This is a genomic window from Agrobacterium sp. 22-221-1 (genome assembly GCF_053522445.1).
On record NZ_JBNWCL010000004.1, the window covers coordinates 230,828 to 247,082 of the forward strand.

Genomic DNA, 16,255 nt, shown 5'->3' on the forward strand with positions numbered 1-16,255 from the left:
TCGTCGCGATGTTATAAGCCTGCGCCCCGGAAACATGTCACGGGCCAAGCGGTTCGCGGCAGTAAAAGCGGAGCACATGCATGTCGTTTTCGATAACCACCTGGAACATCAACTCGGTCAGGCTCAGAATGCCGATCGTTGAGCAGTTTCTGGTACGTTACAAACCCGACATTCTTTGCCTGCAGGAAACGAAATGCCCGAATGGCGAGTTTCCGATGAAGCCGCTAAAGGCGCTCGGTTATGAGCACGTCATCATCCATGGCCAGAAGGGCTATCATGGCGTCGCCATCGCCTCGAAGATTCCGCTGACCGAAGATCATCGACAGGACTATTGCGGTATCGGCGACGCACGCCACATTTCCGCGATTTTTGAGGTCGGATCGCGCCGCGTGCGGCTGCATAATTTTTATGTGCCGGCAGGCGGTGACGAGCCGGATCGCTCGATCAATCCGAAATTCGGCCACAAGCTGGATTTCATCGAGGAAATGAAGGCGTTACGCGCCGATAGCGTGCCTGGCACCTCGTCGATTCTCGTCGGCGATCTCAACATCGCACCGCTCGAAAATGACGTCTGGTCGCACAAGCAGCTTCTCAAGATCGTCAGCCATACGCCTGTCGAAACCGAAGGCATGCTTGACATCATGAAGAAGGGCAACTGGCTCGATCTGATGCGCCTGAACGTGCCGGAGACGGAAAAAATCTATACCTGGTGGAGCTACCGCGCCAAGGACTGGGAAGCGGCTGATCGCGGCCGCCGCCTCGACCACATCTGGTCTTCGCAGGATCTCGGTTCCTCGCTCGAAAAAATCGACATATTGCGCGAGGCCCGCGGCTGGAACCGGCCATCCGACCATGTTCCCGTCACCGCCCATTTCCGGTTCTGAACAGGCGGAATTGTCTGGCGTCAGACGAAGCGGTTCTGCAAACGGGCCGCCCCCGCCGCCAGCGACGCGATATTGTCGCGAATACGCGCCGACACGATATCGGCAACCTCCGGAAACTCCTCCACCAGCCGGTGGAAGAGGATGCGCGTTATGCGGATGACTTCGGAATCCTCCACTGCCACGGCAGTGAACTTCCGTTCGCAGAGCGTGAAAAGCGCAAGCTCCGAAAGCAGCGCCCCCTTACCCGGCGTCGCCTGCAGCACGGGCTTGCCATCCCGCCCTGCCGTGAAAAGCTCGAAATGGCCAGCCGTCACCGCAAAAGCGCATTCGGCCGGTGAGTGTTCCCGGAACAATGTCTGCCCGGCCGATACACGGCGGCGCTCCGCACCGAAGGCGATGAGCCGCAACTGGTCATCGCTGAACCCCGCAAATAACGGCACTTGCCCCAGCAGCATGATATCGTCCGTCAAGGCCATTTCGATCGTTACTCCGGAAAAACGCCTGCATCACTATAGCGGTTTTCCAATATCGGTTTTCAAAATACAAGCTGTTAGAACGCCGCGCGCCTTTTCGGACGCGCAGCGTGAGCTTTGGACACATGACAGGTGCAAAGAGGCCCCCTGCTCAGGGAACGATCTTGTATCCGCCGTTCTCGGTCACCAGAATTTCGGCGTTGGACGGGTCGCGTTCGATCTTCTGGCGCAGACGATAGACATGCGTTTCCAGCGTATGCGTTGTCACGCCGGAATTGTAACCCCAGACCTCTTCCAGCAGGACGTCGCGGGTAACGACGGTGCTGCCGGCGCGGTAGAGATAACGGATGATCGCCGCTTCCTTTTCCGTCAGGCGGATTTTCTTGCCGTCCTCCGTCGTCAACAGCTTCTGGCTGGGCTTGAACTGATAGGGACCGACGGTAAAAACCGCATCCTCACTCTGTTCGTATTGACGCAGCTGTGCCCGGATACGCGCCAGAAGCACGGCGAAACGGAAGGGTTTCGTCACATAGTCATTCGCCCCGGCTTCCAACCCAAGAATAGTATCGGAATCGGTATCATGCCCGGTCAGCATGATGATCGGCGCCTTGAAGCCGCCCTTGCGCAACAGCTTTACCGCCTCACGGCCGTCCATATCCGGAAGGCCGACATCCATGATCAGAAGATCGACCTGGGCGGTCTTGGCGGTCTGCATCGCCTGCGCGGCATTGGCGCCGCTGAGCAGCGAGAATTCCTCATAGGGAGACAATTGCTCGGTCAGCGTCTCCCGAAGATCGTCGTCATCGTCCACCAGAAGGATAGTGCGAGCCGTCATTCGGATTCTCAGCCTTTCTTACTTTAGCGCATCAGCCCAAAAATCAGGCTCGATTTTCGAGAGACACGACGCGTAGTTTAAAAGAGTTAGAGCGTCCCTTATGCATCCCAAAAGACGCCCGGCGCTCTAATTATCAGCCAATTCAGCGGTTTGCCGATAAAAGGTCAACCCATTGCCATGATATAACGAAGTGCTATGACTTCACGTTAAATAACCTGCAAAGCAAAATCTCGTGAAAAACATGAGCACCCAGCCCGTAAGACAACGTAAACGCGCATCGACGCTCATGGTTCGGCCGGCCCCCTCGAAAATCAGCCGCGCCATCGTCCAGCTCGGACATCTCACCTTCCCAGCCGCGATCGGACGCAATGGCCGCACTGCGCTGAAACGCGAGGGAGACGGAAAATCTCCCATCTCGACCATCGGCCTGCTGCACGGGTTTTATCGCGGCGACCGCCTTCCCGGCATCGCCACGGCACTGCCGATGCAGCGAACACGCAAGTCCATGCTGTGGTGCGACGAGCCCCGCAGTCCCAATTACAACAGGCTGGTCAAGGCGCCCTTCGCCCCGAGCCATGAAGAGATGATGCGGAAGGACAGCCTCTACGACGTCTGCCTGGTGCTCGACTGGAATATCACCTCGAGAAGCCGCAACCGCGGCTCGGCAATCTTCATGCATCTGATCAGACCGGGATATGAGCCGACCGCGGGCTGCGTCGCCCTCCATCCCCGTGACATGCGGCGCATCCTGCCGCATCTGCGCAAGGGCACGAAAATCCGCATCCTGTAAATTTCAGCCTGCAATCGGGCAACAAAAAACCCGCCATCAAGGCGGGTTTTTTTAGAGGGAAAAAGCCGGTTATTAAGCGGCTTCGTCCTGAGAATCGTCCTCTTCGACGGTCTTGCCGCGCTTGGGGCCCTTGGCAAGGTTCACTTCCACCAGGCGAACAGCCTCGGTTTCAGACATCTTGTTGACGGCGGCGATTTCGCGCGCCATGCGGTCGAGAGCAGCTTCATAAAGCTGACGCTCGGAATAGGACTGCTCCGGCTGATTTTCCGCACGGTAGAGATCGCGCACGACCTCCGCAATCGCGATGAGATCGCCGGAATTGATCTTCGCATCATATTCCTGCGCGCGGCGCGACCACATGGTACGCTTCACACGCGCCTTGCCCTGCACCACTTTCAGCGCCCGCTCGACAAAATCGCCTTCGGAAAGCTTGCGCATGCCGATGCTGACGGCTTTGGCGACGGGAACTTTAAGACGCATCTTGTCTTTTTCGAAATCAATGACAAAAAGCTCAAGCTTCATGCCGGCGACTTCTTGTTCCTCGATTGCAGAAATGGTACCGACACCATGAGCGGGATACACAATCGCTTCACCGGTCTTAAAACCGTGATGTGCTGGAGATTTCTTCTGCTGGGTCGTCATTCGTTCTAAAAACTCCCTGTTACATACCCGGGGATGCCGGGGTTGGGTCGGTCAGGCCCTGATGAGACGGGGGAACCGTCAGGTGACTCCGCACTGGTCCAGCCGTGCACGCAAAAATACACCTTCCCGTCTTGCGGGGTTCGATAACGTAAACGCTCGATATGTCACGGAAACCGCGTGCAAAAGAGGTGTTGCTTTCGTGGTGTTTTTGGGCACACAAATGCCACGCTGTGGATCAGTGTCGTTGGTGTACCACAAAAATAGGCGCAAATCAATAATTTGCTTCGACCGTGGCCGCAACATCACATGGCAGCCAAAGAACCGCCTAAAAATTAGCCGCAGAAATACTGTCAAAATGCTTCGTGACAGGCCCTCATGGCAAAAGGAGCAAAAAAATTTCACTTACCGACTGAAGAAACACGAAAGCCTCTTAAACTCTTCGTAATTCCACGCCAATATCCGATTCGACTGAAAAGGCAAAATCCGCAAATTGGCGATGCTTTTTTATATTAAAGTGTGATTTTTGGAGGAATCCACGTCAAATGGGCTACAGAAATAATCCAAAACGCGAAAAACAGATCGAAAAAGCGCGCCAGCAGGCAATTGCCGAAAATGTCCAATTTCTTGATCCGGGTATTCTTTATGGAAGGGCAAGCGCCGACGATATAGAATATTATTCCGCAGAGATGCTGGCTGCGAGCGCCGCTCACAGTTTCGAGGCGCTTTCGCACTGGACCGGAGACGCTCCGTACATCGGCATCTCCCAGGTGGAGGGCGTTTCGCCGCGGGATATTCCGGTAACGGTGCTGACCATTATCGGCCGCAATATGCCCTTCCTTTACGATTCCGTCATGGGCGAGGTCACCAGCAGCTATCGCGGTCTTTACCTCGCGGTGCACCCGATCCTGGTGCGCGACGAAAGCGCGCAGGCAGGCTATCGTCTTGCGGAACCCGAGGATGATCCCGCTGAAAATATCAGCCTCATCCAGCTGCATATCGCACCGCTCACGCCGCAAGCCGCCGCAGCGCTGGAAGAAAGACTGCGCTTCGTGCTGACGCAGGTCCAGTTCGCCTATCGCGACTGGCGGCCCATGCTGGCGAAACTCGACGAGGCGCTGGATGAATTGTCCAAGCGCGGCTCGTCGCGGCGCAAGACCGAGCGTGCGGAAGCCGTCGAATTCCTCAACTGGCTTCGCAACGACAATTTCACCTTCCTCGGCATGCGTGACTACACCTATTCCGGCAAGGGAAAGAACGCGAAGATCGAGCGCGGTGACGGCGTCGGTCTCGGCAGCCTCAGCGATCCGGATGTGCGCGTACTGCGTCTCGGCAAGAATGCCGTGACGACCACGCCGGAAATCCTTGCCTTCCTCGACGGCCCGGATTTCCTCATCGTCACCAAGGCCAATGTGAAATCTATCGTGCACCGCCGCGCCTATATGGATTATATCGGCATCAAGCGCTTCGACGAGGACGGCAATGTCATCGGCGAACTGCGCATCGTCGGCCTCTTCACCGCCACCGCCTATACGCGCTCGGTCAAGCAGATACCGCTGCTGCGCGCCAAGGTGGCGGAAGTCGAGCGGCATTTCGGCTTCGATCCGAACAGCCACTCCGGCCGCATCCTGCAGAACACGCTGGAAGCCTATCCGCGTGACGATCTCTTCCAGATCGAAACCGATCTTCTGATCCGCTTCGTCGAGCAGATCATGGAACTGAGCGACCGGCCGCGCGTGCGCGTACTTGCACGTATCGACCGTTTCGACCGTTTCGTTTCGGCCATCATCTTCGTTCCGCGCGAGGAGTATAATTCCTATGTGCGCGAGAAGATCGGCGACTATCTGAGCAGGGTCTATGACGGGCATATTTCCGCCTATTACCCCGCCTTCCCCGAAGGCGCCGTCGCCCGCGTCCACTTCATTGTCGGCCGAACGGAAGGCAAGACGCCGCGCATCGCCCAGGATAAGCTCGAAGACGCCGTCAGCGACATTGCGGCGCGCTGGATAGACCATTTCGTCGCCCTCTCCGAGCCGGGAGCACCGGTGCTGGAGGTCGATCAGGCCTATCAGGAAGCCTTCACGCCGGAAGAAGCGATCGGCGACATGCCGGATATTCTGGGCGCCGCGAAGGGCGAGCCGGTCCGCATCGAATTTTACCAGCAGGAAGGTCAATCGGCGGAGACGCTGTCGCTGAAGATTTTCCACCGCGACGGCCACCTGCCGCTTTCGCGCCGCGTGCCGCTGCTCGAAAATCTCGGTTTCAACGTCATCAGCGAACGCACCTTCGATATCGGCGTCGTTTCGGACGGCGAAAAGCGCGACATCGTACTGCACGACATGGAACTGTCCGTCGCCAAGGGAACGACGCTCGATCTGCCGCACTATGGACAGAAACTTGAAGAAGCTTTCCTCGCCGCCTTCTCCGGCAAGGTCGACAATGACAACTTCAACCGCCTGATCCTCGCCTGCGGCCTCACCGTGCGCGAAGTCTCCGTACTGCGCGCCTATGCCCGTTATCTCCGCCAGACCGGCATCGTCTATTCGCAGGAACATATTTCCGAAACACTCTATAAGTATCCGGCGATTTCCCGCAATATTTTCGCGCTGTTCAAGGCCGGCTTCGATCCGTCTGTCGACGAAAAGAAGCGGCTGAAGAAACTCGCCGAAATACACAAGGCAATCGAAGCGGCATTGAGCGGCGTTCCCAATCTCGATGAGGACCGCACCCTCAGGCGTTACGTCAACGCCATAGACGCGACGCTGCGCACCAACTACTTCCAGAAAAATGCCGACGGCACGCCGCGTGACCTGTTGGCCTTCAAGTTCGATCCGAAACATCTGGACGGCCTGCCCGACCCACGGCCTTTCCGCGAAATCTTCGTCTACGGAACAGAGGTCGAAGGCGTGCATCTGCGCTTCGGCAAGGTCGCGCGCGGCGGTCTGCGCTGGTCGGATCGCGGTCAGGATTACCGCACGGAAGTGCTCGGCCTCGTCAAGGCGCAACAGGTCAAGAATGCGGTGATCGTTCCGGTCGGCGCCAAGGGCGGCTTCTTCCCGAAGAACCTGCCGGCCGGCGGCTCCCGCGACGAGGTCTTCAATGCCGGCCGCGAGGCCTACAAGACCTATATCCGCACCCTGCTGTCCATCACCGACAATATCGTCGACGATGCGATCGTGCCGCCAGCCGACACGCTGCGCCTCGACGGTGACGACCCCTATTTCGTCGTCGCCGCCGACAAGGGAACGGCGACCTTCTCCGATACGGCGAACGGTCTTGCCCATGAGGCTGGTTTCTGGCTGGACGACGCCTTCGCATCGGGCGGTTCGGCCGGTTACGACCACAAGAAGATGGGTATTACCGCCCGTGGCGCCTGGGAAACGGTGAAACGCCATTTCCGTGAAATGGACACCGACATCCAGACCACCCCCTTCACGGTGGCGGGCGTGGGCGATATGTCCGGCGACGTTTTCGGCAACGGCATGCTGCTGTCGGAAAAGATCAGGCTTATCGCTGCCTTCGATCACCGCGACATCTTCATCGATCCGGATCCCGACACCGACAAGTCCTTTGCCGAACGCAAGCGGCTTTTCGAACTGCCGCGTTCCAGCTGGCAGGACTACGATCGTTCGGCTCTCTCCGCCGGCGCGATGATCATCTCGCGTTCCGAAAAATCGGTGACGCTGACGCCGGAAGCCGTCGCTGCCATCGGCATCGACAAGTCTGTCGCCACGCCCTTCGAGATCATGACGGCCATCCTGAAGGCGCCGACCGATCTTCTGTGGTTCGGCGGCATCGGCACTTACATCAAGGCGGCGGTGGAAACCAATGCCGAGGTGGGTGACAGGGCGAACGACCCCATCCGCGTCAACGCAACCGAACTGCGAGCCAAGGTCATCGGCGAAGGCGCCAATCTGGGCATCACCCAGAAGGGGCGCATCGCCTATGCGCTTTCGGGCGGGCGATGCAATTCCGACGCCATCGACAACTCGGCCGGTGTGAATTCCTCGGACGTGGAGGTCAACATCAAGATCGCGCTTGCCTCCGCCGTTAACAGCGGTCGCCTGACGATGCCGAAACGCAACCAGCTTCTTGCTTCCATGACGCCGGAGGTGGCGCAGCTGGTATTGCGCAACAACTACCTGCAATCGCTGGCGATCTCGCTGACGGAGCGGCTGGGCCTTTCGAACCGGGAAGAACTCGGCCGCCTGATGAGCGCGCTGGAGGCGACCGGACAACTGAACCGCAAGGTCGAAACCCTGCCCAACAATGCCGAATTCAGCGAAAGATACGCCACCGGCAAACCGCTGACCCGGCCGGAAATCGGCGTGCTCCTCTCCTATGCCAAGCTCACTTTGTTCGACGCACTGGTGGCAAGCACGCTTCCCGACGAACCCTATCTCCAGCATCTTCTGGTCGATTATTTCCCGGCCAAGATGCAGAAGAACTATGCGGACGATATCAAGTCGCATCGTCTGCATCGCGAAATCGTCGCGACCGCGCTCGCCAATGCCGTCGTCAATCGCGGCGGCCCGGGCTTTGTGCAGAAACTTGCCGATGCGAGCGGCCTTCTGGCGGCCGACGTCGTCAAGGCGGCAGTGATCGTCGAGGATGGTTTCGGTCTCAAACGCCTGTGGAGCGAAGTCGACGCGCTTGACGGCAAGGTCGGCGGTGAAGTCCAGAACGGGCTTTATGCCATGATCACGCGTATCTTCTCGGATGCGAGCAGGCTTTACCTGCAAACCGGGAGCGCGGGTGCGGCCGCAGGTGACATGGCGACCGAAATCGAGCGACTGAAAACCGCCATCAAGACGCTATCGCCGGCAGCGGCGAAGTATCGCCGCGAACTCGGCGTTACGGAAATCGACGGCGTTCCCTCCGGTCTTCTGGAGGAACTCGATACGCTTTCCCTGCTCGTCTATGTGCCGGAAATCATGCGCATCGCCGAAAGCGCCGGCACCACGCTTGCCCGCGCCGCCGAAAGCTATGCCACCGTCTCATCGACCTTCCGCGTCGCGCGTCTGCTGGATGCAAGCCAGCGCATTACACCGGCGGATCATTATGAGAGTCTGGCTCTCCTGCGCAGCCAGGACCAGATCTCCTCGTCGAGACGCCGGATCGTCATCTCCGCGCTGACCGAATATGCCAAAGAAAAGGATCCGGTTCAGGCCTGGTATGCGGCGGATCGCGTGCGCGTCAACCGCATCGTCTCCGAACTCGGCGCGCTCAGCGACAGCGGCGATACCAACCTTGCCCGTCTGACGGTCGCGGCCGGGCTGCTTGGCGATATCGTCCAGGCACGCTGATCGGCAGCCTTAAAAAACGCCATCCGGGTCCCCCCGGATGGCGCCAGACAAGACGGATGTACCCGCATCGCGCATTTTATTTCCCGATTTTCCGATAGGACGATGAATGACTGTCCCTTCCCCAAATGCGGAAACAGTGGTTGCCAAACGCGGCATCTGGGGCTGGGTGATGTTCGACTGGGCGGCGCAGCCGTTCTTTACGGTCGTCACGACCTTCGTTTTCGGGCCTTATTTCGTCGCACGGCTCACCGACGATCCGATTTCGGCGCAGGCGACATGGAGCAACATGGCGACGGTGTCTTCGATCATCATCGCCCTATTCTCCCCCATTCTCGGCTCCATCGCCGACCAGTCCGGCGCGCGCAAACCGTGGATCGCCTTTTTTGCCGTCATCAAGATCGTCAGTCTCTTTTTCCTCTGGTTTGCCGCACCCGGTTCGCCGCTCATACTTCCAATCGTCTGCATGATCCTCGCCTCCATCGCGGCGGAATTTTCCATCGTCTTCAACGATTCCATGATGCCGCGGCTGACCAACCCGCAAAATGTCGGGCGCATTTCCAATCTCGCCTGGGGGCTCGGTTATCTCGGCGGCATGGTGGTGCTGATTGCCGTGGTGACGCTTCTGGCCGCCAATCCACAGACCGGGGTGACCATCGCCGGTATCAAACCTCTTTTCGGCCTCGATCCCGCAACCGGCGAGGATGCCAGAATAACCGGCCCGCTCGCCGCGGTCTGGTATCTCATCTTCATTCTGCCGATGTTTCTTCTCACTCCCGATGCTGAAAAGGGCTTGCCCTTCGCAGCCGCGATTCGCTCTGGATTGGGGGAACTGAAGATCACGCTGCGCGAGCTGCGCTACCGCCCCGTGCTGTTGCGGTTTCTGATTGCGCGCATGCTCTATCAGGATGGCGTCAATGGCGTTCTCATTCTCGGTGGGGCCTTCGCCGCCGGCATGTTCGGCTGGGCAACGATGGAAATCGGCCTCTTCGGAATTCTGCTCAATATCGTTGCCATCGCCGGCTGCTTTGCCGCCGGGCGCGTCGACCAGAAACTAGGTTCGCGCATCACCATCCTCATCAGTCTGGTACTTCTGCTGCTGGCCACGCTCGGAATCGTCTCGACGGAAAAAGGCTCCACCCTGTTCGGCTGGGTACAATTATCGACCGCAGATAATGGCGGCATCTTCGCCACCGGCGCGGAAAAGGCCTACCTGCTTTATGGTGTGTTGATCGGCCTTGCCTTCGGCCCGGTTCAGGCCTCGTCACGATCTTATCTTGCCCGCAACATCACTGTCGCCGAGGCGGGTCGTTATTTCGGTATTTATGCGCTCTCCGGACGCGCCACCAGCTTCATGGCGACGCTGTCGTTTTCCATAGCAACCACAATAAGCGGCTCCGCCCATATCGGCATGGCGACGCTCATCGTATTTCTGGGATCCGGCTTCCTGCTGTTGCTGCGCGTGCCGGAAAGAACGGCAGGCTGAAAGTCTGAAGCAAAAGCCGATGTGGTTTGCTGAAACCGGGCATCGGCCCGACAGGATCAGAGCTGATCGAGCTTTTGCTGCAATGCGCGCAACTGCGCCTTCAGCTCGTCGATTTCGGATGCATTCGGCTTACGGGTTTCCTTGGGCGCCTGCGGCATTGCGAAAGGTGTGAAACCCTGCATCGCCTGCCGGAACAGTTCCGTATTGCGGCGGATCTGCTCTTCCATCATTTGCAGCGGCGCCTGAAAATTGCGGGCAAGCGAACCATCGCCGAAAGCCTTGGCCATATGCTCCTGCATCTGGCTCTGCTGGTCGGAGAAGGTCTTCATCGAATGTTCGAGAAATGTCGGCACGACCATCTGCATCTGGTCGCCGTAATAGGAGATCAATTGCCGCAGAAACGCCGTCGGCAGCAACGTATTGCCGGTTTTGGCCTCCTGTTCGACGATGATCTGCGTCAGTACCGCATGCGTGATGTCTTCGGAGGACTTGGCATCCTGAACCTTGAAGTCCTCGCCGCGCTTGACCATCTGCGCCAGATCATCGAGCGTCACATAGGTGCTGGTGCCGGTATTGTAGAGCCGCCGGTTGGCGTATTTTTTAATGATTGTTTCGCCGTCGTGTTTCGCCATGCCCGCCTCCTCGCGATGATGGTATTTTCTTGTTTTTTGGTGTTATTGCTCTTCCCGGCGCAAAGTGTATGCGCAAAACGAGCCCTCTGACAAATGTTTTGTGCATCGCAACAGTTTGTTTTTTGCGCAGCAATTTTCCGCAAGATTTCAGCGTGATTTAGCAACATCTTTTAAAGCAACTTTCGCCATTTGACTTGTATTGAAAGCTTTGCCAGTCTCCGCCCGCAAGTGAGGAGAAAACTGATGACCCTGCCTTCAATCGTGATTGCCAGCGCCGCGCGCACAGCCGTCGGCTCTTTCAATGGCCACTTCGCCAATACGCCAGCCCATGAGCTCGGGGCGACCGTCATCGGCGCCGTGCTGGAGCGCGCCGGTGTCGCGGCAAACGAAATCGATGAAGTCATTCTCGGTCAGGTCCTGACGGCGGGCGAGGGGCAGAACCCGGCGCGGCAGGCTGCCATGAAGGCCGGCATTCCACAGGAAGCGACCGCCTTCGGCCTCAATCAGCTTTGCGGCTCCGGCCTGCGCGCCGTGGCCCTCGGCATGCAGCAGATCGCGACCGGTGACGCGAACATCGTCATTGCCGGCGGGCAAGAATCCATGTCCATGGCTCCGCACTGCGCCCATTTGCGCGGCGGCGTGAAGATGGGCGATTTCAAGATGATCGACACCATGCTGAAAGATGGCCTTACCGACGCCTTTTATGGCTATCACATGGGCATCACCGCTGAAAACATCGCCCGCCAATGGCAGCTTTCCCGCGACGAGCAGGACCAATTCGCCGTCGCATCGCAAAACAAGGCCGAAGCCGCGCAAAGCGCCGGCCGTTTTGCAGACGAGATCGTGGCTTTCACGGTGAAGGGCCGTAAAGCCGATATCGTCATTGATACAGATGAGCATATCCGCGCCGGGGCTTCGCTGGAAACCATGGCCAAGCTGCGCCCCGCGTTTGACAAGGAAGGGACGGTCACGGCCGGTAACGCCTCCGGTCTGAACGATGGCGCCGCCGCCACGCTTTTGATGTCGGAACAGGAAGCAGGAAAGCGCGGTATCAGGCCACTCGCCCGTATCGCCTCCTGGGCGACGGCGGGTGTCGATCCGCAGATCATGGGCACCGGTCCCATTCCCGCCTCCCGCAAGGCGCTGGCCAAGGCCGGCTGGTCGATCAGCGATATTGGCCTTGTGGAAGCCAACGAAGCTTTTGCGGCCCAGTCCTGCGCCGTGGTGCGCGAACTTGGCCTTGATCCTGCTATCGTCAACGTCAATGGCGGGGCGATTGCCATCGGCCATCCGATCGGCGCCTCCGGCGCGCGCGTCCTCAACACCCTGATTTTCGAAATGCGCCGCCGTAACGTGTCGAAGGGTCTCGCAACGCTCTGCATCGGCGGCGGCATGGGTGTCGCCATGTGCATCGAAGCACTCTGAAACCGCCACACGACTTGCCAAAAAGCAATTCCGGTTCAGCGCGCAATAGGGTAGAAGCGGCCTCCCATTGGCCGCATTTCTGTGGCCGGTGAGCACGACGAACAAGTTCTGCAAGATATGGAAGCATCCTCGCATATGCAGGCGCTTCAATGACAGGTCATGGAGGCCAATATGAGCCGGGTTGCGTTGATTTCCGGCGGGACGAGCGGCATAGGTGCCGCAATCGCCCGCGCCCTGCAGGCGGCCGGCTACCGGGTGGCCGTCAATTACGCCTTCACGACGGATAGGGCGGAAGTATTCCAGAAAGAAACCGGCATCCCCGCTTTTCAATGGGACGTGCGCGACTATGACGCCTGCGTCAATGGCATAGCCAGGGTGGAAGAGACCTTCGGTCCCGTCGAGGTCCTCGTCAACAACGCCGGCATCACCCGCGATGCGATGTTCCATAAAATGTCGCCGCAGCAATGGCGCGAGGTGATCGACACCAACCTCACCGGCGTGTTCAACATGACCCACCCCGTATGGCCGGGCATGCGCGACCGCGGCTTCGGCCGCATCGTCAACATCTCCTCCATCAATGGCCAGAAAGGCCAGGCGGGGCAGGCCAATTATTCCGCCTCCAAAGCGGGCGACATCGGCTTCACCAAGGCGCTCGCCCAGGAAGGCGCCAGCCGCAATATCACCGTCAACGCCATCTGCCCCGGCTATATCGGCACGGAGATGGTAAAAGCGATACCGGAGAAGGTTCTGGCTGAGCGGATCGTGCCGCAAATTCCCGTTGGGCGGCTGGGTGAGCCGGAAGAAATCGCACGCTGCGTTCTGTTTCTGGTTTCCGACGAGGCGGGTTTCATCACCGGTTCGACCATGACGGCCAATGGCGGACAATATTTCGCCTGAGGCCGTCGATCCTGCCTTCCCGGCCGCCTGAACTTAGTAAACTTTCCGTGATCGCAGCTTCGATAATTTTGCCGCGCACAAAAACTTGAAGATGAAACACTGGAATGACACGCATCCTAAACTAATGAAAATACGATAGTTTTTGTATAGTTTAGAATGAGTCTAGAAAATCCTCAGCGACTCATTAAGAGGTTTTTCTTGACATTTGCTGTCCTGTTTTGGTTTAAGAACGAAAACAACGTGTTGCGTCATACAGGCAGTCCATCATGCTGGTTTGCAGCTGCAATTACATCACCGATCACGATATCCGGGACGTCATCAACGAGCTCCTCGACGAGGACTGTTGGCAGCTCATCGTTCCTGCAAAAGTATATCACGCCATGGAAAAACGCGGTCGCTGTTGCGGCTGTTTCCCCACCGTTGTCGACCTGATCATCAAAACCACCGAAGAATATCATGCCCGTCGCCACTCGACTGAGGCCGATGTTTTTGATTTTATGTCCCGCCTGAAGCAATTCCATGAAGAGAACAGGAGAGCGGACATTGAAAGGCGACAAAAAAGTCATCGAGCGGCTTAACGAGGCCCTTTTTCTCGAACTCGGTGCGGTAAACCAGTACTGGCTTCACTATCGTTTGCTGGAAGACTGGGGCTACACGAAGCTCGCCAAAAAGGAACGTGCTGAATCCATCGAGGAAATGCAGCACGCCGACAAGCTGGTCGCACGCATCATCTTCCTTGAAGGCCATCCCAACCTTCAGACCGTCGCGCCCCTGCGCATCGGCCAGAACGTCAAGGAAGTTCTGGAATCCGACCTTGCCGGCGAATATGACGCCCGCACCTCCTACAAGAAATCGCGTGATATCTGTTATGAGGCCGGAGACTACGTCTCCATGAAGCTTTTCGAAGAACTGCTGATCGACGAGGAAGGCCATATCGACTTTCTCGAAACCCAGCTCGAACTGCTCGGCAAGATCGGCGAGGAAAAATACGGCCAGCTCAACGCCGATTCCGCCAACGAAGCGGAATAAGCACTGGCGACAGGACAGAAAAGGCGGCCTTGGCCGCCTTTTTTATTTGCCGGAAAGGTGTTGGAACTCCGCCACGACCTGCTCGTATACCGCGCGCTTGAACGGTACGATGAGTTCCGGCAGGCTTTCCATCGGCTTCCAATCCCACGCGTCGAATTCGGCCGTGTGCCCGGTCGGCGGCGGATCGATCTGGATCTCGCTTTCGTCGCCTTCGAAACGGAACGCAAACCAGCGCTGCGCCTGTCCGCGATATTTGCCCCTGAGGCCGATACCGATCAGTTCGGGTGGCAGGTCATAGTGAATCCAGTCGCTCGCCTCCGCAAGCAGGCTCACCGTTTTTATGCCTGTTTCTTCGTAGAGTTCGCGAATGGCGGCCGTCAAAGGCCGTTCGCCGTCATCGATGCCGCCCTGCGGCATCTGCCACAGATGCGGTGAGCCATCATATTCGGAATTGCCTTCCTTGATGCGCCTGCCGGCCCAGACAAGGCCCTCGGCATTCAGCACCATAATTCCCGCACAGGGACGGTAAGGCAAATCTTCTGCTTTGATTGTCATGGGAAACCCGCACTGTCTGAGCGCCAGAAATGGCCGCACGCAAGGTTTACTGCCCTGCCTGCCCGGAAACAAGCGCAGAAACACCGACAATCTCGATGCCGCGCCCGCCAGCCTCGCGCGACCATTTGGAGATCGCGGCAACGCTTTCATCGAAAGCCGAAGCAACGCCGATCGCCTGGCCGTTGCGCCGTGCAATTCGCTCCAGTTCGTCCAGCTTGCGCAGAATGGCAGCTTCGGTGACTTCGCCGTCGAGCAGAATATCGGCAAAACCCTGTGGCGCGGAAATCGCCTTGGCAATACCGCCGCTCAGCGACTGCGCCGAAGAGCCGTCATCTAGAAACAGCAGGCCACGCTTGCCGATATCGCGCATTACCGGCTCCAGCGCCGCCTGCTCGGCAAGGAAACGCCCACCGAGATAATTCATGATACCTGTGTAGTTGGTAATCTTCGCCATGGAACGATGCAGCCGGTCGATGTTGACCTTGGCGGGATCACCCGCCAGCAGGGTGTCCGGGCCGGGATTGGTGCCGGGGTAACCGAAAGGCTCAAGCGGTATCTGCAGAAGGATTTCATGTCCCTGTCGGCGCGCTTCCTGCATCCAGCGCTGCAGGCTGTTGCCGCTGGCGGCAAAACCGAGCGTCACCTCCGGCGGCAGCTCCCGAATCGCTTTTTGCGAGCCCGTCTGGCTGAGACCCAGCCCGCCGACCACGATCGCCACCCGGGTGCCGCGTGCACCAGACCAGGGCCGCGCATATTGCTCCATCGGCCGCAAACCGTCCGCACCGACAACCGGCAATCTCCCGAATGCGGTTTCTTCCAGCAGTTCCTCATTGGGTCGCGTCGCCATGCGCGGATCCTGACCATAGGTCTGGCCGCTCATCAGCACCGGCCCGTCACCCTCGCGAGGGCGGGGAGAGTAAACCGATACGACATTGCCATCAGGCATTGTCTCACGATTAATGTTGGCGCCGGAGCGCCCGCTTTGCGGCTGCAGAGCGGCAGCGTCAGCGGGCGCCGTTGCCTTGGCCGCTGGGGTTTCAGGTGTCTTTTCGGCAAGCTGAGGCTGTGCATCCGGCCCGCTCGCCGTCTTCTGCAAATTGCCGGGCGAAAGCGCCGTATAGACGGACAGGCCGCCGATTGAGAAAACCGCAAGCACCGACAGAGCCATAATGACGGAAAAGTGCCGGTTGATACCGGCGCCTTTTTTCTGACGACCCAGAAGCGGTTTTCGCAGGTCCGAAGGCAATGAACGATCCGTCCAAACGGTTGGGCAATAGATGGAATGCGCCGGCTGACCGGCGCACTAT

14 protein-coding genes are annotated in these 16,255 nt (G+C 58.4%); 8 read left to right on the top strand and 6 right to left on the bottom strand.

What is annotated here, in order from left to right; genetic code table 11:
- The first annotated feature begins 80 nt into the window (after positions 1 to 80).
- Positions 81 to 884 (top strand): exodeoxyribonuclease III, encoded by an 804-nt coding sequence (locus ACQZ5N_RS08450; protein ID WP_448732657.1) that lies wholly within the window; start codon positions 81 to 83, stop codon positions 882 to 884.
- 20 nt (positions 885 to 904) lie between these two features.
- Here ACQZ5N_RS08450 and ACQZ5N_RS08455 read toward each other — a convergent pair whose 3' ends face one another.
- On the bottom strand, positions 905 to 1,360 hold the full coding sequence (locus ACQZ5N_RS08455; RefSeq protein WP_003520283.1) for a cyclic nucleotide-binding domain-containing protein: 456 nt from the start codon (positions 1,358 to 1,360) through the stop codon (positions 905 to 907).
- A 148-nt stretch (positions 1,361 to 1,508) separates the two neighbouring features.
- Complete coding sequence (locus tag ACQZ5N_RS08460; protein ID WP_003505216.1) at positions 1,509 to 2,192, bottom strand: response regulator transcription factor; 684 nt, start codon at positions 2,190 to 2,192, stop codon at positions 1,509 to 1,511.
- Positions 2,193 to 2,478: 286 nt separating this feature from the next.
- On the opposite strand from ACQZ5N_RS08460, the gene ACQZ5N_RS08465 reads away from it, so the two are divergent.
- The gene (locus ACQZ5N_RS08465; protein ID WP_003520282.1) at positions 2,479 to 2,982 is read left to right on the top strand and encodes a L,D-transpeptidase family protein; all 504 of its coding nucleotides are present in this window, start codon (positions 2,479 to 2,481) and stop codon (positions 2,980 to 2,982) included.
- 72 nt (positions 2,983 to 3,054) lie between these two features.
- Here the strand turns inward: ACQZ5N_RS08465 and ACQZ5N_RS08470 are convergent, their stop codons facing one another.
- Complete coding sequence (locus ACQZ5N_RS08470; RefSeq protein ID WP_003505223.1) at positions 3,055 to 3,624, bottom strand: CarD family transcriptional regulator; 570 nt, start codon at positions 3,622 to 3,624, stop codon at positions 3,055 to 3,057.
- 542 nt (positions 3,625 to 4,166) lie between these two features.
- On the opposite strand from ACQZ5N_RS08470, the gene ACQZ5N_RS08475 reads away from it, so the two are divergent.
- Positions 4,167 to 8,927: an NAD-glutamate dehydrogenase gene (locus tag ACQZ5N_RS08475; protein ID WP_448732658.1), complete on the top strand. Its 4,761-nt coding sequence runs from the start codon at positions 4,167 to 4,169 to the stop codon at positions 8,925 to 8,927.
- Positions 8,928 to 9,033: 106 nt separating this feature from the next.
- The gene (locus tag ACQZ5N_RS08480; RefSeq protein ID WP_448732659.1) at positions 9,034 to 10,410 is read left to right on the top strand and encodes an MFS transporter; all 1,377 of its coding nucleotides are present in this window, start codon (positions 9,034 to 9,036) and stop codon (positions 10,408 to 10,410) included.
- Between the two features lie 56 nt (positions 10,411 to 10,466).
- Here the strand turns inward: ACQZ5N_RS08480 and phaR are convergent, their stop codons facing one another.
- Positions 10,467 to 11,042: a polyhydroxyalkanoate synthesis repressor PhaR gene (phaR, locus tag ACQZ5N_RS08485; RefSeq protein ID WP_003520279.1), complete on the bottom strand. Its 576-nt coding sequence runs from the start codon at positions 11,040 to 11,042 to the stop codon at positions 10,467 to 10,469.
- 243 nt (positions 11,043 to 11,285) lie between these two features.
- On the opposite strand from phaR, the gene ACQZ5N_RS08490 reads away from it, so the two are divergent.
- From ACQZ5N_RS08490 to bfr, 4 genes are all read left to right on the top strand, one after another.
- Positions 11,286 to 12,467, top strand: coding sequence for an acetyl-CoA C-acetyltransferase (locus ACQZ5N_RS08490; RefSeq protein WP_448732660.1), 1,182 nt, complete (start codon positions 11,286 to 11,288; stop codon positions 12,465 to 12,467).
- Positions 12,468 to 12,638: 171 nt separating this feature from the next.
- Entirely contained in the window at positions 12,639 to 13,364 is a 726-nt protein-coding gene (gene phbB / locus ACQZ5N_RS08495) for an acetoacetyl-CoA reductase (protein ID WP_448732661.1), read from the top strand.
- Positions 13,365 to 13,630: 266 nt separating this feature from the next.
- Positions 13,631 to 13,942, top strand: a complete 312-nt coding sequence (locus ACQZ5N_RS08500) for a (2Fe-2S)-binding protein (RefSeq protein WP_003505234.1) — start codon at positions 13,631 to 13,633, stop codon at positions 13,940 to 13,942.
- Entirely contained in the window at positions 13,908 to 14,393 is a 486-nt protein-coding gene (gene bfr / locus ACQZ5N_RS08505) for a bacterioferritin (RefSeq protein ID WP_003520274.1), read from the top strand. The genes ACQZ5N_RS08500 and bfr overlap by 35 nt, the downstream gene beginning before the upstream one ends.
- Before the next feature lie 42 nt (positions 14,394 to 14,435).
- Here bfr and ACQZ5N_RS08510 read toward each other — a convergent pair whose 3' ends face one another.
- Positions 14,436 to 14,948: an RNA pyrophosphohydrolase gene (locus tag ACQZ5N_RS08510; protein ID WP_448732662.1), complete on the bottom strand. Its 513-nt coding sequence runs from the start codon at positions 14,946 to 14,948 to the stop codon at positions 14,436 to 14,438.
- Positions 14,949 to 14,994: 46 nt separating this feature from the next.
- Positions 14,995 to 16,194, bottom strand: coding sequence for a divergent polysaccharide deacetylase family protein (locus tag ACQZ5N_RS08515; RefSeq protein WP_448732663.1), 1,200 nt, complete (start codon positions 16,192 to 16,194; stop codon positions 14,995 to 14,997).
- Positions 16,195 to 16,255 lie beyond the last annotated feature (61 nt).